Raw genomic sequence first — 21,047 nt, forward strand, 5'->3', positions numbered from 1 at the left:
GTCCGGGGCCGGGTCGGCCGCGGACGGGGCCCAGCCGGAGGTGCGGGCGTACAGGGCCTGGAAGGCGACCGTGTTCCAGTAGGTCAGCAGCGTCTTGCGTACGACCTCCTGGATGGTGCCGTGGCCCACCCGGCGGGCCGCCCAGGGGGAGCCGCCGGCCGCCATGAACCAGCGCACCGCGTCCGCGCCGTGCTGATCCATCAGCGGGATCGGCTGCAGGATGTTGCCCAGGTGCTTGGACATCTTGCGGCCGTCCTCGGCGAGGATGTGACCGAGGCAGACGACGTTCTCGTACGCCGACTTGTCGAAGACCAGCGTGCCGACCGCCATCAGCGTGTAGAACCAGCCGCGGGTCTGGTCGATGGCTTCGCAGATGAACTGCGCCGGGTAGCGGGCCTCGAACAGCTCCTTGTTCTTGTACGGGTAGCCCCACTGCGCGAACGGCATCGAGCCCGAGTCGTACCAGGCGTCGATCACCTCCGGCACGCGCGTGGCCGTCTTGCCGCAGCCGTCCTGCGGGCAGGCGAAGGTGACCTCGTCGATGAACGGGCGGTGCGGGTCCAGGCCCGACTGGTCGGTGCCGGTCAGCTCGGTCAGCTCGGCGCGGGAGCCGACGCAGGTGAGGTGGCCCTCCTCGCAGCGCCAGATGGGCAGCGGGGTGCCCCAGTAGCGGTTGCGGGACAGCGCCCAGTCGATGTTGTTGTTCAGCCAGTCCCCGTAGCGGCCGTGCTTGACCGTCTCCGGGAACCAGTTGGTCTTCTCGTTCTCCTCCAGCAGCCGGTCCTTGATCGCCGTGGTGCGGATGTACCAGGACGGCTGCGCGTAGTAGAGCAGCGCGGTGTGGCAGCGCCAGCAGTGCGGATAGCTGTGCTCGTACGGGATGTGCCGGAAGAGCAGGCCGCGCTCGTCGAGGTCGGCGGTGAGCTTCTCGTCGGCCTTCTTGAAGAAGACCCCGCCGACCAGCGGCACGTCCTCGGCGAAGGTGCCGTCGGGGCGGACGGGGTTGACCACCGGCAGGCCGTAGGCGCGGCACACCTTGAGGTCGTCCTCACCGAAGGCGGGGGACTGGTGGACCAGACCCGTACCGTCCTCGGTGGTGACGTACTCGGCGTTGACCACGAAGTGGGCCGGCTCGGGGAACTCCACCAGCTCGAAGGGGCGCCGGTAGGTCCAACGCTCCATCTCGGCGCCGGTGAAGGTCTGCCCGGTGCTCTCCCAGCCCTCGCCGAGGGCCTTCTCCAGCAGCGGCTCGGCGACGACCAGCTTCTCCTCGCCGTCGGTCGCCACCACGTAGGTGACCTCGGGGTGGGCGGCGACGGCCGTGTTGGAGACCAGGGTCCACGGGGTCGTCGTCCACACCAGCAGCGCGGCCTCGCCGGCCAGCGGGCCGGAGGTCAGCGGGAAGCGGACGTAGACGGACGGGTCGACGACCGTCTCGTAGCCCTGGGCCAGCTCGTGGTCGGACAGGCCGGTGCCGCAGCGCGGGCACCAGGGCGCCACCCGGTGGTCCTGGACAAGGAGGCCCTTGTTGAAGATCTCCTTCAGCGACCACCAGACCGACTCGATGTACTCGGGCTCCATGGTCACGTACGCGTCGTCGAGGTCGACCCAGTAGCCCATGCGGGTCGTCAGCTCGGCGAAGGCGTCGGTGTGGCGCAGCACGGACTCGCGGCACTTGGCGTTGAACTCGGCGATGCCGTACGCCTCGATGTCCTTCTTGCCGGAGAAGCCCAGTTCCTTCTCCACCGCCAGCTCCACGGGCAGGCCGTGGCAGTCCCAGCCGGCCTTGCGGGCCACGTGGTAGCCGCGCATGGTGCGGAAGCGGGGGAAGACGTCCTTGAAGACGCGGGCCTCGATGTGGTGGGCGCCGGGCATGCCGTTGGCGGTGGGCGGGCCCTCGTAGAACACCCACTCCGGGCGGCCCTCGGACTGCTCCAGGCTCTTGGCGAAGATCTTCTGCTCACGCCAGAACTCGAGCACCGCGTGCTCGAGGGCGGGCAGGTCGACCTGGGCGGGCACCTGGCGGTACGTCGGCGATGTCATCAGCGCACTTCCTCCGGCGGACTTGCTGCCTTCCGTCCGGAGGGACGAGAGCCGTGTTGCCCTTACGCCGGTTTCGGCGCGCTCCCGCGGTACCACCCTCCTTGACCCCCCGGTGCCTCGTGTGCGCCGAAGAGCCCCCTCATTGGGATCGCGAAGCCGGTTCTACTCACCGCGGCCCCTGCCGGGCGTCCGCGGTTTTCTTCCGGCGGCTCCGGGGTGATCTTCACGTCGCGCTCGCCCCCGGGCTCACACCGTCCCCGGGTCGCTCTGGGCTGCGTACGCCGCTACTCGTCCCCATCATCGCTTTTCGCTCCGCCCAGTGTACGGCGCGCCGGGGACCGGAGCCGACCGGTTTCCGGGCTCGGCATGCCCCGAATGGGGTGGTGGCGCCCATCGAGTGCAGCGACCTGCGGCTCGGCGGCATACCCGGCGGGGAGCTGGGCACAACGGATGCAGGTCCGCCGCGCGGCGTCCGCGAGGCGAGGGAATCGGGCGGTGTGCCCCGTTGCCGCGGGACTCGAGTCGATTTATCGTCCCAGCACGATTCGCGCACAAGATCACAATATGTGAAGGGGCCGCGGCCATGGTGGCGAAGAAGACCGCCGACCAGCAGTCGGCGTCCGGCAGGCCCGGACCCGCGCGGGGCGGTGGGGCCAAGGGGGTGGGCGGGAGGACGGGCACACGTGGTGCCTCGCCGCGCCGCTCCTCGCCCGAGGACGCGGCGACGCTGACGCTGGCGGAACGGCCCGCGCGGCACAGGCCCACCGACGGGGAGCCGACGACGGGGAAGAACGCGACGAGGAAGAGCTCTGCGAAGAGCTCTACGAGGAAGACCACCGCGGGGAAGAACGCCACGGGAACGAGCGCCACTGGAACGAGCGCCACGGGGAAGAACGCAACGGGGAAGAACGCAACGGCGAGGAAGGCGGTCGCGGCGTCGGCAGCCGCAGGCAGCAAGCAGGCCGCTGGCACCGAGAAGGCCACCGATGGCGGGGCGGCCCCGGCCTCCGGCACGGGTGTGGGGGGTGCCGCGGGCGTGGAGGCCGTGGCTGAGACGGCGTCGCGCGGGTCGGCCGCGGCGGGATCGCGCAGGAAGACGCAGCAGACGGCACCGGGCGCCGCGCGCGCGGCCGAGGAGGCGCAGCCGCAGGGGAAGGGCGCGGCTGACAAGCGGGTTGCGCATTCCGGCAGGGGTGCGGCAGGCGGGAAGGCCGGTGCTGGGGGCACGGGGGCTGCCGGGCCCGGGGCGGCGCGACGCGCGAACCCAGCCGGCGGGGCGGCCGGAGGCAAGGCCGCGGCCAAGAAGGCGGCACCGGCAAAGCGGGCCGGAGCGAAGAAGACGGCGGCAGCCGGGAGGAAGGCTGCGGCTGTGGAGACCGCCCCGGCAGAGCTGACCGAGGACACCGGGGCTGAGGGCGACAAGGCCACGGCGAGGAAGACGGCCCCTGCGAAGAGGACCGCGGCGAAGAAGGCCGCGGCGAAGAAGGGCCCCGCCGAGAAGGCTGCCGCGAAGAAGACCGCCCCGGCCAAGAAGGCGACGGCGAGGAAGACGGCAGCGGCTGGGAAGAAGGCTCTGGCCCCGGAGGCCGCGTCCAGTGAGGCGAGCGTGGCTGAGGAGGCGGCTTCGGGTGAGAAGCTGCAGGCCGCGGGCAAGCGGGCTGGGGCGAGGACGGCGGCCTCGGCCAAGAAGGCGGCGGCCGGGAAGAAGGCCGCAGCCAAGGAGGCCGCTCCTCGTGAGGCGAGCGTGGCCGAGGAGGTGGCTTCGGGTGGGGAGCCGCAGGCTGCGGGCAAGCGGGCGGCGGCCTCGGCCAAGGCGGCGGCTGCGAAGAAGGCGGCGGCGAGGAAGACGGCCGCGGCAGGCAGGAAGGCCGCGGATGAGGAAGTGGCGGCGCGCGGGCGGGACGCCACTGGGGAGACCGCGACGGGTGTCGGGCCCGAGACTGTCGCGCCGGCCGCTGGGGAGGCCGTGGGCCGGAAGACGGCATCGGCCAGTAAGGCGGCGGCGGGGAAGAAGGCTCTGGCCCCGGAGGCCGCGTCCAGTGAGGCGGGCGTGGCTGAGGAGGCGGCTTCGGGTGAGAAGCTGCAGGCCGCGGGCAAGCGGGCTGGGGCGAGGACGGCGGCCTCGGCCAAGGCGGCGGCTGCGAAGAAGGCGGCGGCGAGGAAGACGGCCGCGGCAGGCAGGAAGGCCGCGGATGAGGAAGTGGCGGCGCGCGGGCGGGATGCCAATGGGGAGGCGGCGCCGGGTGCCGAGCCTGAGGCTGCCGGGCCGGCCGCCGAGAAGGGTGCGGCCAGGAAGTCGGCCGCGAGGAAGTCGGTGGCGGCTGGGAAGAAGGCTGCGGCCGAGCAGGCCGAGGAGGCCGTGCCGAGCGAGGCGAGCGTGGCTGAGGAGCCGCGGCTTGCGGGCAAGCGGACCGGGGCGAAGGCGGCGGCTTCGGCCAAGAAGGCGGCCGCGAGGAAGACGGCGGCGAGGAAGACGGCCGCGGCGGGCAGGAAGGCTGCGGCCGAGGAGGCCGTGCCGAGCGAGGCGAGCGCGGCCGGGGAGGCCGCGTCGGGTGAGGTGCCCGAGGCTGCGGAGCCGGTGGCTGAGAAGGCCGTGGGCAAGAAGACGGCGCCGGCGAAGAAGGCGGCTGCGAAGAAGGACGCGGCGAAGAAGACCCCCGCCAAGAAAACCGCCGCAGCCAAGAAGAGCGCCGCGGCCAAGAAGGCCCCCGCCAAGAAGACGGCGGCCAAGAAGACGGCGGCCAAGAAGACGGCGGCCAAGAAGACGGCCGCAGCTCAGAAAGGTGCGGAGAAGGAGGCCGCGGCGGCCGGTGGGAAGGCTGGCGTCGGTGGGGTGAAGGGCACCGGGGAGACCGGGGGAACACAGGACATGGCCGGGCGTGGCACGGCCACTGGCGCGGGCGCGGACGAGACCGCACCGCAGACGGGAGCGACGACGGTGGGTGCGAAGAAGACTCCTGGCACGGCCACGGCGGCGAAGACGACCGCCGTACCCAAGGCACGGCTCGCCGCGGCGGAGCCCGGCGAGCTCGCGGTGCGCCCGGGCGAGGACCCCTGGACGCCGGAGGAGGTCGAGGAGGCCCGGGCCGAGCTGATGGCCGAGGTGCTGCGGCTGCGCGAGGAGATCAGCTCGGCCGAGCAGTCGCTGGCCGGCCTCATGCGGGACTCCGGCGACGGCGCCGGCGACGACCAGGCCGACACCGGAACCAAGAACATCACCCGCGAGCACGAGCTGGCGCTCACCGCCAACGCACGCGAGATGCTCACCCAGTCCGAGCGCGCCCTGCAGCGCCTGGACGCCGGCACCTACGGACTGTGCGAGAACTGCGGGAACCCCATCGGCAAGGCCCGCATGCAGGCCTTCCCCAGGGCCACCCTGTGCGTGGAGTGCAAGCAGAAGCAGGAGCGCCGATACTGACCAGCCGGCGTGACGTACCCTCGTCCTCAGTCAAGGACCTAGGGCTGAGGGACTCACGTGGCAGAGGCGGAGCGCATCATCGGTACGCCGGACACCCCGGACGCGGACCGGGACGGGCAGGAGCGGGCGGCCGATGCCCACGAGACCGATGCCCACGAGACCGACACCCGCGGGGCCGGCGCGCACGGCGCGACGGCCCCGGCCGGTGAGTCCGGTGCCGGGGAGACGGCGGAGCAGAACGGGCGCCCCCGCGGCAAGCGGCGGATCGCCGTGCTGTTCGCCGTCGCCGCCTTCGCCTACGCCCTCGACCTGATCAGCAAGATGATCGTGGTCGCCAAGCTGGAGCACCACGAGCCCATCGAGATCATCGGGGACTGGCTGCGCTTCGAGGCGATCCGCAACGCCGGCGCCGCCTTCGGCTTCGGCGAGGCCTTCACCGTGATCTTCACGGTGATCGCGGCCACCGTGATCGTGGTGATCGTCCGGCTCGCCCGCAAGCTGTACAGCCTGCCCTGGGCGATCGCCCTCGGACTCCTCCTCGGCGGCGCCCTCGGCAACCTCACCGACCGGATCTTCCGTTCGCCGGGCGTCTTCAAGGGCGCGGTGGTCGACTTCATCGCGCCCAAGCACTTCGCGGTGTTCAACCTGGCGGACTCGGCGATCGTGTGCGGCGGCATCCTGATCGTCCTGCTGTCCTTCCGCGGCCTCGACCCCGACGGCACCGTCCACAAGGACTGAGGCCACAAGGACTGAAGTCACGAGGGCTCTCGTACGGGAGTGCCCCGGCCGTCCGGCATACTCGACGGGTGAGCACGATTCCCGAGATCCGTACCCTGCCCGTGCCCGACGGCCTGGAGGGCGAGCGTGTCGACGCCGCCATCTCCCGCATGTTCGGCTTCTCCCGCACCAAGGCGGCCGAGCTGGCCGCGGCGGGGAAGGTCACGGTCGACGGATCGGTGGTCGGCAAGTCCGAGCGGGTCAGCGGCGGTGCCTGGCTCGAGGTGGAGATGCCCGCCCCGCCCGCGCCGGTGCGGGTGGTCGCCGAGCCGGTCGAGGGCATGGAGATCGTGCACGACGACGAGCACGTGGTGGTGATCGTCAAGCCCGTCGGGGTCGCCGCGCACCCCTCGCCCGGCTGGACCGGCCCGACCGTGATCGGCGGTCTCGCCGCCGCCGGGTTCCGCATCTCGACCTCCGGCGCCGCCGAGCGCCAGGGCATCGTGCACCGCCTCGACGTCGGCACCTCGGGCCTGATGGTCGTCGCCAAGTCGGAGCGGGCGTACACCTCGCTGAAGCGCCAGTTCAAGGAGCGCACGGTCGACAAGCGCTACCACACGCTGGTCCAGGGCCACCCCGACCCGACCAGCGGCACCATCGACGCCCCCATCGGCCGGCACCCGCACCACGACTACAAGTGGGCGGTCACCGCCGACGGCAAGCCGTCCGTCACCCACTACGACCTGATCGAGGCCTTTCGCGCCGCCTCCCTGCTGGACGTCAAGCTGGAGACCGGCCGCACCCACCAGATCCGCGTCCACATGGCCGCCCACCGGCACCCCTGCGTCGGCGACCTCACCTACGGCGCGGACCCCACGCTCGCCAAGCGGCTGCGCCTGACCCGCCAGTGGCTGCACGCGGTGCGGCTCGGCTTCGAGCACCCCGGCGACGGCCAGTGGGTCGAGTTCTCCTGCGACTACCCCGAGGACCTGCAGCGGGCGCTGGACCAGGTCCGCGAGGAGACCTGGGCATGACCGTCTCCTACGTCGTCCGCGAGGCCCGGGACAGCGCCGACCGCGAGGCGTGCTTCGCGGTGCGCAAGGAGGTCTTCGTCGCCGAGCAGGGCGTCCCCGAGGACATCGAGTACGACGCCTACGACGCCGGGGCCGTGCATGTGCTCGCCGTCCGGGAGGACGGCACCCCGCTCGGCACCGGCCGGCTGCTGCACGGCGAGGCCGCCGCCGCGAAGAACGGCGGGGACGCCTCCGTGGGCGCCCTCGGGCGGCTGGCGGTGCTGCGGGAGGCCCGCGGGCTCGGCGTCGGTGCGGCGCTGGTGCGCGCCATCGAGGACCTGGCCCGCGAGCGCGGTCTCACGGCCGTCGACCTGCACGCCCAGACCCACGCCCTCGGCTTCTACGAGCGGCTCGGGTACGTGGCGTACGGGCCGGAGTTCGAGGACGCGGGCATGCCGCACCGGGCCATGCGGCGCGTGCTGTAGCAGCGCCCTGGTGATCTGGTGATGCGGCGCGCTGTAACAGGACCATGCGGCGCGCGCTGCAGCAAAGCCACGCGGCGCGTGTTGTAGCGGGAGCGCGCGAACAGCCTGGTGAGCGCCCGGTCGTGGCAGGCTGGAAGCCGGCTGTCCGATCACCGACCTCCCGGAGCGCTGACCGTGGATCAGTTGGCCCTGCTGTTCGCCCTGTTGGTGGGGGCCCTGGTGAGCGTCCCGGTCGGAGACCGGCTGGGGCTGCCCGCCCCGGTGCTGATGACGGTCCTCGGGATCGTCATGGCTCTGCTGCCGTTCGTCCCGAACGTCGACATCCCCCCGGACCTGATCCTCCCGCTGATCCTGCCGCCCCTGCTCTACGCGGCCGTGCGCCGCACCTCCTGGCGGCAGTTCGCGGCCAACATCAAACCCATCCTGCTGCTGGCGGTGGCCCTGGTCCTGGTCACCATGATGTGCGTGGCCACCGTCGCCCACGCGATCGTGCCCGGCCTGCCGCTGGCCGCCGCCGCGGCGCTCGGCGCGCTGGTCGCGCCGCCCGACCCCGTGGCGGCCACCGCGGTCGCCGGGAAGCTGGGGCTGCCGCGCCGCCTGGTGTCGATCCTCGAGGGCGAGGGGCTGTTCAACGACGTCACGGCGATCGTGCTGTACCACGTGGCGATCGCCGCCGCCGTGACCGGGACGTTCTCCGTCTGGGAGGCCGGGCTCGACCTGGTGCTCTCGGCCGTCGTCGCCGTCGTGATCGGGCTCGCGCTGGGCTGGGGCGCCAACAAGCTCATGGACCTGCTGGACGATCCCACCCTGCAGATCGGGCTGAGCCTGCTCGTCCCCTACGCCTCCTACGTCCTCGCCGAGGAGCTGCACGGCTCCGGGGTGCTGGCGGTGCTCACCACCGCGCTGTTCCTGGTGGAGTACGCCACCGACGCCGACGACGTGATGACCCGGCTGGCCGGGCACACCTTCTGGGACATCGTGGACACGCTGGTCACGGGCGTGGCGTTCGGGCTGGTCGGGCTGGAGCTGCACAACGTGGTCAACACCGCCTCGGGCCGGTGGGGCGAGCTGCTCGGCTGGGCGGGCGCGGTCGTGGGCGTGGTGATCATGGTGCGGCTGCTGTGGCTGCTGCCGGCGACCTGGCTGGCGCAGCGGCTGCACGCGGCACGCGATGTCGACGAGGAGATCCCGGTCAGCTGGCGGGAGACCGTGGTCATGTGGTGGGCGGGGATGCGGGGCGTGGCCTCGGTCGCGCTGGCCCTGGCGATCCCGCTGGAGACGGACGCGGGGGAGGCCTTCCCGGCCCGGGGCGAGATCATCTTCATCGCGTTCGGTGTGATCATGACCACGCTGCTGCTCCAGGGGCTGACGCTGCCGTGGCTGGTCAGACGGCTGCGGGTGCAGGCCGACACCGAGCATGAGCAGCGGATGGAGCACGAGCTGGCGGTGCGGGCGGCCGACGCGGCCAAGCACAGGCTGCGGGAGATCGAGAAGGAGGAGGGGCTGCCCGAGGACCTGGCGGAGCAGATGATGCGGCGGGCCTTCGACATCGCGGTGCGGATCAGCCCGGAGATGGCGGAGGACGAGCGGCGCGAGGCGCACCGGCAGCGGGCGAAGCGGCTGAAGCGGCTGCGCCGGATCGAGAGCGAGATGCTCAGCGCCGCCCGGCACGAGGTGCTGGCGGCGCGGAGCGAGCCGGGGGCGGTCCCCGAGGTGGTGGACCGGGTGCTGCGGCACCTGGACGTCCGCAGCCTGCGCTGACGCCGGCCCCGGGCTGCGGCACCCGCACCAGGGCTTTTCCCGGCGCGGTGTGCGTTTCCTTCGCGGCCTGACGCCTTCGGGGGCCCGTGCTTCGTAGGGTGCCCTCATGACTCGGAACGTTGTGATCAGTGGTGGCGGCACCGGGATCGGGCTGGCCGCCGCCCGGATGTTCGCCGCCGACGGGGACCAGGTGCTGCTGATCGGGCGCCGGCGGGAGGTGCTGGAGCGGGCCGGGGTGCCCGGGGCGCTGACCTTCGCCGCGGATCTCGCGGACCCCGAGGCGGTCCGCTCGGTCGCCGGATTCGTGGGCCGGGAATTCGGCGCTGTGGATGTGCTGATCCACAGTGCCGGAGGCAACGGGCTGCTCGAACCCCCGGTCGGGGGCGACGACCCGCTGGATGCCGTCGCCCGGCACTGGACGGTCAACTTCCGGCTCAATGTGCTGACCGCCGTCCTGCTCACCGAGGCCCTCAAGCACCGGCTCGCCGAGCCGGGCGGCCGGGTGCTGTTCCTCAGCTCCATCGCCGCCTACCGCGGTTCCGGCCAGGTGGCCTACGCCGCCGCCAAGGCGGGGCTGCACCCGTACGCCCACGCCCTGGCCCGGGAGCTGGGCCCGCACGGCATCACCGTGAACGTCGTCGCGCCCGGCTATGTGGAGGACACCGCGTTCTTCGGCGACGGCATGGACGAGGAGCGGCGGGCACGGCTGATCGCCGAGACCCTGGACAAGCGGGCCGGCACCCCCGGTGACATCGCCTCCACGCTGCACTGGCTGGCCTCACCGGGCGCCGGGCACATCACCTCGCAGATCATCCAGGTCAACGGCGGAGCCGAGCGCGGACACTGAGCCGGGCGCCCCCCGGTTCACCCGTCGGACGGCGGCCCCTGGGTGTTCCGCGCCGCGGATATCCCGGCCGGGGCGGAGATCGAGGCGGAGCGCCGGCGGTCCAGCGCGGGGCGCGGGACCGCCTCCGCCGTGCTGATGCGGGGCAGGGCGTACGGGTGCTCCTCGGCCAGCCAGCGGATCATCTGCTCGCGGACGGTGACCCGCACCGTCCAGATGTCGTCCGCGTCCTTCGCCGTCACCAGGGCCCGCACCTCCATGGTGCTGGGCGTGGTGTCGGTCACGGTCAGGTTGTAGGCGCGGCCGTCCCAGGCGGGGCACTCGCGCAGGATGTCGCGGAGCCGCTCGCGCATCGCGTCCAGCGGGGCGGTGTGGTCCAGGTGCCAGAAGACGGTGCCGGTCATCTGCGGGGTGCCGCGCGACCAGTTCTCGAACGGCTTGGACGTGAAGTACGACACCGGCATGGTGATCCGGCGCTCGTCCCAGGTGCGCACGGTCAGGAAGGTGAGGGTGATCTCCTCGACGGTGCCCCACTCACCGTCCACCACCACCGTGTCGCCGATGCGCACCATGTCGCCGAAGGCGATCTGCAGGCCGGCGAACATGTTGCCCAGCGTCGACTGCGCGGCGACACCGGCGACGATGCCGAGGATGCCGGCCGAGGCGAGCAGCGAGGCACCGGCGGCGCGCATCGCGGGGAAGGTCAGCAGCATCGCGGCCACGGCGACGACCCCGACGATCGCCGAGACCACCCGCCGGATCAGCGTCACCTGGGTGCGCACCCGGCGGACCCGCGCCGGGTCGCGCTGGGCGTGGGCGCTGGCGTAGCGGGTGTAGGAGGTCTCGACCACGGCCGCGGCGATGCGGATGACCAGCCAGGCGGCCGAGCCGATCAGGACCAGGGTCAGGGTCCGGCCGATGCCGACCTGGTGCTCGGGGAGCACCCGGGCCTCGACGTACGACCCTCTGAGCAGGGCAGCGCACAGCAGCAGCTGGTAGGGGACGCGGCCGCGGCGGAGCAGCCCCCACAGCGGGGTCTCCGGGTGCCGTTGGTCGGCCTTGCGCAGCAGCCTGTCGGTGGCCCAGCCGAGCAGCAGCGTGAGCACGACCGAGCCGCCGACCACGATCAGCGGGCGAAGCACGTCATCCATGCCTGCGAACCTAACCGGACCACAGCGGTATGAACATGTGACTTCCATGGCGTCGCGGGTACGGCCGCGGTCCGGCGCGGTCGCCTCCGGCTGGCACCATGGTCGGCATGAACATCATGCTCTTTCACTCGACCTACGGTCTCCGGCCCGCGGTGCGGGAGGCCGCCGACCGGCTGCGCGCGGCCGGACACGAGGTGTGGACGCCCGACCTCTTCGAGGGCCGCACGTTCGACACCGTCGAGGAGGGCATGGAGTACAAGGACGAGGTGGGCAAGGACGAGCTGCTGAAGCGGGCCGTGCTGGCCGCCGCGCCCTACTCGGAGCGCGGGCTGGTGTACGCGGGCTTCTCGCTCGGCGCCTCGATCGCGCAGACGCTGGCCCTCGGCGACGACAAGGCGCGGGGCCTGCTGCTTCTGCACGGCACCTCGGACATCGCGCCGAACGCCTCGGTGGACGAGCTGCCGGTGCAGCTGCATGTCGCCGAGCCGGACCCGTTCGAGACCGACGACTGGCTGAGCGCCTGGTATCTGCAGATGCGCAGGACGGGGGCGGACGTCGAGGTGTACCGGTACGCCGGGGCCGGCCACCTCTACACCGACCCCGGCCTGCCGGACTGGGACGAGGAGGCCGCCGAGGCCACCTGGCGGGTGGCACTCGGCTTCCTCGACTCTCTGGACTGACCAGGACCTGTCGGTCTGGACCCGACCCGGAACCGCTGACCCGGCCCGTTGATCCGGATCAGACCGGGTCGTAGCTGCGCTCCACCTTCTGGGTGCCGCTGCGGGTGCGGTAGGAGCGGGCCCAGGCGGCGGTGGCGTCCGGGGTGCGGGCGGAGAGCACGTAGTAGTCCATCTGCGCCCGCTCGGCGGTGATGTCCAGCACGCCGTAGCCGTGGCGGTCGGTGTCGACCCAGTGCACATGCCGGTTGGCCGCCTTGATCAGCGGGGCGGCGACCGAGGAGACCGTGCCCTCGCTCACCTTCAGGATGTCGTCGAGGTTGTCGGAGGTGACCGAGGTGACGACGAACTCCGTGGCGGCCGAGGCGGACAGCGGGTACGTACCGGCGTTGACGGGTACGTCGTTGGCCCACGCCATGTGGATGTCGCCGGTGAGGAAGACGGTGTTGCGGATGGCGTTGCCGCGCAGATGCGCGAGGAGTTCGCGGCGGTCGTCGGTGTAGCCGTCCCACTGGTCGGTGTTGAAGGCGATGCCCTCCTGGGGCAGGCCGAGCAGCTTGGCGAGCGGCTTGAGCAGGCTCGCGGGGAGCGAGCCGATGGCGAACGGCGAGATCATCACCGAGGTCCCGACCAGCCGCCAGGTGGCGTCGGAGGCGGACAGGCCCGCCTTGAGCCAGTCGAGCTGGGCGCGGCCGGTGATGGTGCGGTCCGGGTCGTCGACCTCGCCCTTGCCGAGGGAGACCTGCTGGGAGCGGAACGAGCGCAGATCCAGCAGGGAGAGGTCGGCGAGCTTGCCGAAGCGCAGACGGCGGTAGGTGGTGCCCTCGATCGCGGGGCGCACCGGCATCCACTCGAAGTAGGCCTGCTTGGCGGCGGCCTGGCGGGCGGCCCAGGCTCCCTCGGCGCCCTCGGTGTGGTTCTCGGCGCCGCCCGACCAGGTGTCGTTGGCGAACTCGTGGTCGTCCCACATCGCGATGACCGGGGCCTTGGCGTGCAGGGCCTGGAGGTCGGGGTCCGTCTTGTAGGTGCCGTGCCGCAGGCGGTAGTCGGCGAGGGTGAGGATCTCGTGGGCCGGGGAGTGCGGGCGGACGACGGTGCCGCGGGTGCCGTAGCCGCCGCTGGCGTACTCGTAGATGTAGTCGCCCAGATGCAGCCAGGCGTCCAGGTCGGTGCGGGCGGCGAGGTGGCGGTACGCGGCGAAGTGGCCGGCCTCCCAGTTGGCGCAGGAGACGACGCCGAAGCGCAGCCCGCCGACGGCGGCGTCGGGGGCCGGGGCGGTGCGGGTCCGGCCGACGGGGGAGTCGGTGCCGCCGGCCGAGAAGCGGAACCAGTACTCGGTGGCCGGCTTGAGGCCGCGTATGTCCGCCTTGACGGTGTGGTCGGAGGCGGCGGTGGCGAGGGTGGCACCCTTCGCGACGATGTCGGTGAACGCCTTGTCCCGGGCGACGGTCCAGCTCACCTCGGTGTCCGGGCCGGTCCCCGAGCCCGGCGTCGCCTCGGGCACCGGCGTCACCCGCGTCCACAGCAGGATGCCGTCCGGCAGCGGATCGCCGGAGGCGACACCGTGCAGGAAGGCGGGCGCCTGAGCGGCGGCGCGGGCGGGCAGCGCGGCGGCCAGCGGCCCGGCCAGCACCGCGGTGGCGGCGGCAGCCTTGACGACCGAACGGCGGCGCGGAGAGAGGGACTTGACGTCCGCAGTGGCGGAAACAGAGCTCTTGGATGATCTGTATCGACTGGTCACAGCCGATCAGGCTACTGGCAGGTACATGCAAGAGCGGACGAACTCGCCGGAATTCGTCCGCTCTTTGACAGTGATTCGGCCTAGGTCATCCGGGGGTCACTTGGTGACGCCCGCGTCCTTGAGGGCCTTCTGCCACTCGGCGGGCGTGCCCGGGGTCTCGATCACCTTGCCGTTGATCTTGATGGTCGGGGTCGACTTGACGTCCTTGGTCTTGTCGAAGGAGTCGCTCATCTTCAGCGCCCAGGCGTCGTAGGTGCCCTTCTTCACGGCGTTCTGGAACTCCTTGTTGCCCTTCAGGGCGTCCACCGTGTCGGCCACCTTGAGCAGGTAGTCGTCCTTGGCGAACTCGTCCTCGGTCTCCTCGGGGTGGTACTCGGCCGAGTAGAGCGCCGCCTTGTAGTCGAGGAAGGCGTCGGTGCTCACGTTCAGCGCGGCACCGAGAGCACTGAGGGCGTTCTTGGATCCCTCGCCGGTCAGCCGGTCGTCCAGGAAGGTGCCGACGGTGAAGGTGAGCTTGTAGTCGCCGTCCTTCATGCCCTTGTTGACGGCCTCGCCGACGTTCTGTTCGAAGGCCGCGCAGCCCGGGCAGCGCGGGTCCTCGTAGAGGTGGACCACGTTGTCGGTCTTGGACTCGCCGATGGTGACGGTGGTGCCGTTCTTGCCCGAGGTGTTGGCGGGGGCGACCACCTTGGCCTTGGCGGCCTTGTCCCAGCCCGAGGGCTTGTTGGCCTGGACGAGGGCGTAGCCGATGCCGCCGGCCGCGGCGAGGACGCCGACGATGGAACAGGCGACGATGATCTGCCGCCTCAGCTTGGCCTTCTTGGCCTGGCGTTCGCGTTCGGCGCGGAGGCGTTCGCGGGCGGCGGTCTTGGCTGCGTGGCTGTTTCGCTTGCTCATAAGTGTTCTGCTCCAACGGAACGCACCACACGGGGGTGCGGGATGTGTGCAGGGACTGTCGTGCTCGGTTCAGGTCACGCGGACGTGACCGGGCACGGGGGTCCCCTGCGTCCCGGGGAGTGCGAGAGGAGCAGCAGGCGGATCGCTGGGGTGGGGGCCGTCGGGCGGGAGGGGCGGCGGATGCGGGGCGCGCGGTGCGCCGTGATCACCGCCACCGCGAGGAGCAGCGGACGGAAGGTCGTCGCCGCCACCGCCCGCAGCAGCTGCCCCAGCGCCCGCTCGCCGCGGCGCAGCCAGGCCGCCGCCACCAGGCCGACCCCGATGTGCGCGCCGAGCAGCAGCCAGGCGGTGCCCGGGTCGGCCTGCGCCAGCAGGGCCGGCAGCCGGTCACCGCCGCCCGCCGGGCCCGTCACCCGGGCCAGCGGCGCCCCCACACTCGTGCCGTCGCCGCACAGCACGTCGAAGCCGACCTCGCGCAGCGGGCCGGCGACCGGCCCGCCCGCCCGGCCGTAGCAGACGTGCTGGCCGGTGGTGAAGACCGTGTCGGCGGCCAGCTCCAGCGGGATCAGCAGCGCGGCGATGTGCCCGAAGGACCGCTCACGGCCGGCCAGGGCGAACGCCAGGACGAACACCGCCCCGGCGATCGCGGCCACCGTGTTCAGCGGCAGCGGAGCCCCGGACAGCAGCACGTGCGACGCGGTGCTGAGCGTCACGACCACGGCCGTGAACAGCGCCGCGCGGACGGCTCTGAGCTGGGTTCCGGATATGTCCATGGCGGGGAAAGTGTGTCATGCGCTCCGGTAAGGGAGCGCTAAAGGGTCAGCCAAGGGCCAGAGGAAGGGGGCCGGGGAACGGGCCTGAGCGGCGGGCGGCCCGGCGCCGGCTCACAGGCCCGGGATCCGGCCGTTGCGGAACAGGTCCAGGAAGATCTGGTGGTCGGCGCGGGCCCGCGCGCCGTAGGTGTGCGCGAAGTCGACCAGCAGCGGCGCCAGCCCCTCCTCGTCAGCGGCGATCGCCGCGTCGATGGCCCGCTCCGTGGAGAACGGCACCAGCGACTCGCCCGAGGTGTCGTCCGCCGCCGCGTGCATCGCCGCCGTGGCCCGGCCGAGGTCGGCCACCACCTGCGCGATCTCCTCCGGCTCGTCGATGTCGCTCCAGTCCAGGTCCACCGCGTACGGCGAGACCTCGGCCACCAGCTGCCCCGCGCCGTCCAGCTCGGTCCAGCCCAGCCAGGGGTCGGCGTGCGCCTGCAGGGCGCGCTGGGAGATCACCGTGCGGTGCCCCTCGTGCTGGAAGTACTCCCGGATCGCCGGGTCCGTGATATGGCGCGAAACCGCCGGTGTCTGGGCCTGCTTGATGTAGATGACCACATCGTTCTCCAGGGCGTCGCTGTGCCCCTCGAGCAGGATGTTGTACGACGGCAGCCCGGCCGAGCCGATGCCGATGCCGCGGCGTCCCACCACGTCCTTGACGCGGTAGGAGTCCGGGCGGGCCAGCGAGGCGTCCGGCAGCGTCTCCAGATAGCCGTCGAAGGCGGCGAGCACCTTGTAGCGGGTGGCCGCGTCCAGCTCGACCGCGCCGCCGCCGGGGGCGAAGCGGCGCTCGAAGTCCCGGATCTCGGTCATGGAGTCCAGCAGCCCGAACCGGGTCAGCGAGCGCGCGTCACGCAGCGCGTCAAGGAGCGGACCCTGCGCGGTGTCCAGCGTGAAGGGCGGCACCTCGTCGCTCTTGGCGCCCGTCGCCAGCGCGTGGATGCGCTCGCGGTAGGCGGCCGCGTAGATCTCCACCAGCTCGGTGATCTGCTCGTCGCTGAGCGCCTTGGCGTAGCCGATCAGCGCCACGGAGGCGGCGAACCGCTTCAGGTCCCAGGTGAAGGGACCGACGTAGGCCTCGTCGAAGTCGTTGACGTTGAAGACCAGGCGGCCGTTGGAGTCCATGTAGGTGCCGAAGTTCTCCGCGTGCAGATCGCCGTGGATCCACACCCGCGAGGTGCGCTCGTCCAGGTACGGTCCGGAGCGCTTCTCCGCCTGCAGGTCGTGGTAGAAGAGGCACGCCGTCCCCCGGTAGAAGGCGAAGGCCGAGGCCGCCATCTTCCGGAACTTCACGCGGAACGCGGCCGGGTCGGCGGCGAGGAGCTCGCCGAAGGCGGTGTCGAGGACGGCGAGGATCTCCTCACCGCGGTGCTCGTCGTTGAGCTGCGGGACCGACATCGCGGAGTGCCTCCTGGTGCGGGACGGGTGGTCGGACGGCCGGGCCGGGCCATCCCGGTGTCCAACGTGTGACGCTGCCCGGGAGTGCCCGTGACCCCCGCCCGAAGGTACGCGTGGAAGGGCCGCGCGTGTCAGTGCCGGGGCATAGACTTCGACGCTGACCAGAAGACTCGCCGCCTGTCCGTCACCAGCTGTTCTCCTTGGAGGCCGCACCGTGTCAAAGCCGCCGTTCACGCACCTGCACGTCCACACCCAGTACTCGCTGCTGGACGGTGCCGCGCGGCTGAAGGACATGTTCAACGCCTGCAACGAGATGGGCATGACGCACATCGCCATGTCCGACCACGGCAACCTGCACGGGGCGTACGACTTCTTCCACTCCGCGCAGAAGGCCGGAATCACCCCGATCATCGGGATCGAGGCCTATGTCGCCCCCGAGTCGCGGCGCAACAAGCGCAAGATCCTCTGGGGTCAGCCGCACCAGAAGCGCGACGACGTCTCCGGTTCCGGTGGCTACACCCACAAGACGATGTGGGCGGTGAACAAGACCGGTCTGCACAACCTCTTCCGCCTCTCCTCCGACGCCTACGCCGAGGGCTGGCTGCAGAAGTGGCCCCGGATGGACAAGGAGACCATCGCCAAGTGGTCCGAGGGCATCGTCGCCTCCACCGGCTGCCCCTCCGGCGAGATCCAGACCCGGCTGCGCCTCGGCCACTTCGACGAGGCGCTCAAGGCCGCCGCCGACTACCAGGACATCTTCGGCAAGGACCGCTACTTCCTGGAGCTGATGGACCACGGCATCGAGATCGAGCACCGGGTCCGCGACGGCCTGCTGGAGATCGGCCGGAAGCTGGGCATCCCGCCCCTGGTGACCAACGACTCGCACTACACCTACGCGCACGAGGCCAGCGCCCACGACGCGCTGCTGTGCATCCAGACCGGCAAGAACCTCTCCGACCCGGACCGCTTCAAGTTCGACGGCACCGGCTACTACCTGAAGTCCACCGAGGAGATGTACGCCATCGACTCCTCGGACGCCTGGCAGCAGGGCTGCGCCAACACCGCCCTGATCGCCGAGATGGTCGACACCACGGGCATGTTCGAAAAGCGCGACCTGATGCCCAAGTTCGACATCCCGGAGGGCTACACCGAGGTCAGCTGGTTCCGCGAGGAAGTCATGCGCGGCATGCACCGCCGCTACCCGGACGGCATCCCGGAAGACCGCATGAAGCAGGTCGAGTACGAGATGGACACCATCATCTCGATGGGCTTCCCGGGCTACTTCCTCGTGGTTGCCGACTTCATCATGTGGGCCAAGAAGCAGGGCATCGCGGTCGGCCCCGGCCGCGGCTCGGCGGCCGGCTCGATCGTCGCCTACGCCCTCGGCATCACCGACCTCGACCCCATCCCGCACGGCCTGATCTTCGAGCGCTTCCTCAACCCCGAGCGCATCTCCATGCCGGATGTCGACATCGACTTCGACGAGCGCCGGCGCGTCGAGGTCATCCGGTACGTGACCGAGAAGTACGGCGCCGACAAGGTCGCCATGATCGGCACCTACGGCACCATCAAGGCCAAGAACGCCATCAAGGACGCCGCCCGCGTGCTGGGCTACCCGTACGCGATGGGCGACCGCATCACCAAGGCCATGCCCGCCGACGTCCTCGGCAAGGGCATCCCGCTGTCCGGCATCACCGATCCCAGCCACCCCCGCTACTCGGAGGCGGCCGAGGTCCGGGCGATGTACGAGAACGAGCCGGACGTGAAGAAGGTGATCGACACCGCCCGCGGTGTGGAGGGCCTGGTCCGGCAGATGGGCGTGCACGCGGCCGGCGTGATCATGTCCAGCGAGACCATCACCGAGCACGTCCCGGTCTGGGTGAGGCACACCGACGGCGTGACCATCACGCAGTGGGACTACCCGAGCTGTGAGGCGCTCGGCCTGCTCAAGATGGACTTCCTGGGCCTGCGCAACCTCACGATCATGGACGACGCCGTCAAGATGGTGAAGGCCAACAAGGGGATCGACATCGATCTCCTGAGCCTCCCGCTCGACGACCCCAAGACCTTCGAGCTGCTCCAGCGTGGCGACACCCTCGGCGTGTTCCAGTTCGACGGCGGCCCGATGCGCTCCCTGCTCCGGCTGATGAAGCCGGACAACTTCGAGGACATCTCCGCCGTCTCGGCCCTGTACCGGCCGGGCCCGATGGGCATGAACTCGCACACCAACTACGCGCTGCGCAAGAACGGCCAGCAGGAGATCACCCCGATCCACCCCGAGCTGGAGGAGCCGCTCAAGGAGGTCCTGGACGTCACCTACGGCCTGATCGTCTATCAGGAGCAGGTGCAGAAGGCCGCCCAGATCATCGCCGGCTACTCGCTCGGCGAGGCCGACATCCTCCGCCGCGTCATGGGCAAGAAGAAGCCGGAGGAGCTGGAGAAGAACTTCGTCATCTTCCAGGCCGGCGCCCGCAAGAACGGCTACAGCGACGAGGCCATCCAGGCGCTGTGGGACGTGCTGGTGCCGTTCGCCGGCTACGCCTTCAACAAGGCGCACTCCGCCGCGTACGGACTGGTCTCCTACTGGACGGCCTACCTCAAGGCGAACCACCCCGCCGAGTACATGGCGGCGCTGCTCACCTCGGTGAAGGACGACAAGGACAAGTCGGCCGTCTACCTCAACGAGTGCCGCCGCATGGGCATCAAGGTGCTCCCGCCGAACGTCAACGAGTCCGAGGCGAATTTCGCCGCCCAGGGCGACGACGTGATCCTCTTCGGCCTGTCCGCGGTGCGCAACGTCGGCACCAACGTGGTGGAGTCGATCATCAAGTGCCGCAAGGCCAAGGGGAAGTACACCTCCTTCCCGGACTACCTCGACAAGGTCGACGCGGTCGTCTGCAACAAGCGCACCACCGAGTCGCTGATCAAGGCCGGCGCCTTCGACTCCCTGGGCCACACCCGCAAGGGGCTGATGGCCCAGTACGAGCCGATGATCGACAACGTGGTCGCGGTCAAGCGCAAGGAGGCCGAGGGGCAGTTCGACCTCTTCGGCGGCATGGGCGAGGAGCAGAGCGACGAACCGGGCTTCGGCCTGGACGTCACCTTCACCGACGAGGAGTGGGACAAGGCCTACCTGCTCGCCCAGGAGCGGGAGATGCTCGGCCTGTACGTCTCCGACCACCCGCTGTTCGGCCTGGAGCACGTGCTGGCCGACAAGGCCGACGCGGGCATCTCCCAGCTCACCGGCGGTGACTTCGGCGACGGCGCGGTGGTCACCATCGGCGGCATCATCTCCGGCCTGCAGCGCAAGATGACCAAGCAGGGCAACGCCTGGGCGATCGCCACGGTGGAGGACCTCGCGGGCTCCATCGAGTGCATGTTCTTCCCGGCGACGTACCAGCTGGTGTCCACGCAACTCGTCGAGGACGCGGTGGTCTTCGTCAAGGGCCGTCTGGACAAGCGGGAGGACGTGCCGCGGCTGGTGGCGATGGAGCTGATGGTCCCCGACCTGTCCAGCGCGGGGACCAATGCGCCGGTGGTGCTCACCATCCCGGCGGCCCGGGTGACCCCGCCGATGGTCAGCCGCCTCGGCGAGATCCTCAGCCATCACAAGGGCGACAGCGAGGTGCGGATCAAGCTCCAGGGGCCGCGGAAGACGACGGTGCTGCGGCTGGACCGGCACCGGGTCAAGCCCGACCCGGCCCTCTTCGGCGACCTCAAGGCCTTCCTCGGGCCGTCCTGCCTGGCCGGCTGAGCGGACGGGCCCGCCGTGCGAGAGGGGCGCTCCCGGAACCGGGGGCGCCCCTCGTGCTGTGCCCGGGCCTCAACAGCCCGATGTGCGGATGTCAGTTGTGGCCGAAGCGCTTCTGCCGGCCCTTGCTCGCGATCTCGTCGGGAGCCGCCTGCGAGGTGCGCTGCTCGTCCGGGGTCTCGATCGCGGTCGGCTGCTGCGCCTGCTGGGCACGCTGGTTGTGGGCCTGCTTACGGTCACGGTTCTTGTTCTTGGCCATGGGATGCCTCCTGTGGGGGATCTAGATGAATGAGTCCAAGGGGTGTCGTTGCGGTCAGTGATCGTAGGCGGTCAGTGACC

Annotated in this window: 15 protein-coding genes; 8 read left to right on the forward strand and 7 right to left on the reverse strand. The window is 71.1% G+C overall.

Annotated elements, in window-relative coordinates:
* Nucleotides 1–2,043, reverse strand: a 2,043-nt coding sequence (gene ileS / locus ABD207_RS19195; RefSeq protein ID WP_344014335.1) for an isoleucine--tRNA ligase, incomplete at its 3' end; no start/stop codon positions are given.
* A 1,369-nt stretch (nt 2,044–3,412) separates the two neighbouring features.
* Between ileS and ABD207_RS19200 the strand changes: the two genes are divergently transcribed.
* From ABD207_RS19200 to ABD207_RS19225, 6 genes are all read left to right on the forward strand, one after another.
* Complete coding sequence (locus ABD207_RS19200; RefSeq protein ID WP_344014336.1) at nt 3,413–5,461, forward strand: TraR/DksA family transcriptional regulator; 2,049 nt, start codon at nt 3,413–3,415, stop codon at nt 5,459–5,461.
* Nucleotides 5,462–5,518: 57 nt separating this feature from the next.
* A complete protein-coding gene (lspA, locus tag ABD207_RS19205) occupies nt 5,519–6,199 on the forward strand; it encodes a signal peptidase II (protein ID WP_344014337.1) in 681 nt (226 codons plus the stop codon).
* A gap of 68 nt (nt 6,200–6,267) precedes the next feature.
* Nucleotides 6,268–7,212, forward strand: coding sequence for an RluA family pseudouridine synthase (locus ABD207_RS19210; protein ID WP_344014338.1), 945 nt, complete (start codon nt 6,268–6,270; stop codon nt 7,210–7,212).
* Complete coding sequence (locus ABD207_RS19215; RefSeq protein ID WP_344014339.1) at nt 7,209–7,676, forward strand: GNAT family N-acetyltransferase; 468 nt, start codon at nt 7,209–7,211, stop codon at nt 7,674–7,676. The genes ABD207_RS19210 and ABD207_RS19215 overlap by 4 nt, the downstream gene beginning before the upstream one ends.
* A 174-nt stretch (nt 7,677–7,850) precedes the next feature.
* Nucleotides 7,851–9,437 carry a Na+/H+ antiporter gene (locus ABD207_RS19220; RefSeq protein WP_344014340.1) on the forward strand — a complete coding sequence of 529 codons (1,587 nt, stop codon included), beginning with the start codon at nt 7,851–7,853 and terminating at the stop codon, nt 9,435–9,437.
* Between the two features lie 106 nt (nt 9,438–9,543).
* Nucleotides 9,544–10,284 carry an SDR family NAD(P)-dependent oxidoreductase gene (locus tag ABD207_RS19225; RefSeq protein ID WP_344014341.1) on the forward strand — a complete coding sequence of 247 codons (741 nt, stop codon included), beginning with the start codon at nt 9,544–9,546 and terminating at the stop codon, nt 10,282–10,284.
* Between the two features lie 17 nt (nt 10,285–10,301).
* Here ABD207_RS19225 and ABD207_RS19230 read toward each other — a convergent pair whose 3' ends face one another.
* On the reverse strand, nt 10,302–11,432 hold the full coding sequence (locus ABD207_RS19230; RefSeq protein ID WP_344014342.1) for a mechanosensitive ion channel family protein: 1,131 nt from the start codon (nt 11,430–11,432) through the stop codon (nt 10,302–10,304).
* 107 nt (nt 11,433–11,539) lie between these two features.
* Between ABD207_RS19230 and ABD207_RS19235 the strand changes: the two genes are divergently transcribed.
* Nucleotides 11,540–12,112: a dienelactone hydrolase family protein gene (locus ABD207_RS19235; RefSeq protein WP_344014343.1), complete on the forward strand. Its 573-nt coding sequence runs from the start codon at nt 11,540–11,542 to the stop codon at nt 12,110–12,112.
* Between the two features lie 58 nt (nt 12,113–12,170).
* On the opposite strand, the gene ABD207_RS19240 is transcribed toward ABD207_RS19235, so the two are convergent.
* The 4 genes from ABD207_RS19240 to ABD207_RS19255 form a co-directional block, all read right to left on the reverse strand.
* Nucleotides 12,171–13,850, reverse strand: coding sequence for an alkaline phosphatase D family protein (locus ABD207_RS19240; protein WP_344014344.1), 1,680 nt, complete (start codon nt 13,848–13,850; stop codon nt 12,171–12,173).
* Between the two features lie 96 nt (nt 13,851–13,946).
* Nucleotides 13,947–14,747: a DsbA family protein gene (locus tag ABD207_RS19245; protein ID WP_344014345.1), complete on the reverse strand. Its 801-nt coding sequence runs from the start codon at nt 14,745–14,747 to the stop codon at nt 13,947–13,949.
* Between the two features lie 74 nt (nt 14,748–14,821).
* Nucleotides 14,822–15,520 (reverse strand): hypothetical protein, encoded by a 699-nt coding sequence (locus ABD207_RS19250; protein ID WP_344014346.1) that lies wholly within the window; start codon nt 15,518–15,520, stop codon nt 14,822–14,824.
* A gap of 111 nt (nt 15,521–15,631) precedes the next feature.
* A complete protein-coding gene (locus tag ABD207_RS19255) occupies nt 15,632–16,957 on the reverse strand; it encodes a DUF2252 domain-containing protein (RefSeq protein WP_344014347.1) in 1,326 nt (441 codons plus the stop codon).
* 214 nt (nt 16,958–17,171) lie between these two features.
* On the opposite strand from ABD207_RS19255, the gene dnaE reads away from it, so the two are divergent.
* Nucleotides 17,172–20,711, forward strand: a complete 3,540-nt coding sequence (gene dnaE, locus ABD207_RS19260; protein ID WP_344014348.1) for a DNA polymerase III subunit alpha — start codon at nt 17,172–17,174, stop codon at nt 20,709–20,711.
* A gap of 91 nt (nt 20,712–20,802) precedes the next feature.
* Here the strand turns inward: dnaE and ABD207_RS19265 are convergent, their stop codons facing one another.
* The gene (locus ABD207_RS19265) at nt 20,803–20,967 is read right to left on the reverse strand and encodes a hypothetical protein (protein ID WP_344014349.1); all 165 of its coding nucleotides are present in this window, start codon (nt 20,965–20,967) and stop codon (nt 20,803–20,805) included.
* Nucleotides 20,968–21,047: the final 80 nt, after the last annotated feature.

The sequence above is a fragment of the Streptomyces thermospinosisporus genome, from assembly GCF_039526425.1.
In the GTDB taxonomy this organism is placed as follows: Bacteria; Actinomycetota; Actinomycetes; order Streptomycetales; family Streptomycetaceae; genus Streptomyces; species Streptomyces thermocarboxydovorans.

Coding starts and splice junctions, on each gene's coding strand:
- ABD207_RS19215 (WP_344014339.1), top strand. CDS start 7,209: ATGACCGTCTCCTACGTCGTCCGCGAGGCCCGGGACAGCGCCGACCGC.
- ABD207_RS19225 (WP_344014341.1), top strand. CDS start 9,544: ATGACTCGGAACGTTGTGATCAGTGGTGGCGGCACCGGGATCGGGCTG.
- ABD207_RS19230 (WP_344014342.1), bottom strand. CDS start 11,432: ATGGATGACGTGCTTCGCCCGCTGATCGTGGTCGGCGGCTCGGTCGTG.
- ABD207_RS19235 (WP_344014343.1), top strand. CDS start 11,540: ATGAACATCATGCTCTTTCACTCGACCTACGGTCTCCGGCCCGCGGTG.
- ABD207_RS19245 (WP_344014345.1), bottom strand. CDS start 14,747: ATGAGCAAGCGAAACAGCCACGCAGCCAAGACCGCCGCCCGCGAACGC.
- ABD207_RS19250 (WP_344014346.1), bottom strand. CDS start 15,520: ATGGACATATCCGGAACCCAGCTCAGAGCCGTCCGCGCGGCGCTGTTC.
- ABD207_RS19255 (WP_344014347.1), bottom strand. CDS start 16,957: ATGTCGGTCCCGCAGCTCAACGACGAGCACCGCGGTGAGGAGATCCTC.
- ABD207_RS19265 (WP_344014349.1), bottom strand. CDS start 20,967: ATGGCCAAGAACAAGAACCGTGACCGTAAGCAGGCCCACAACCAGCGT.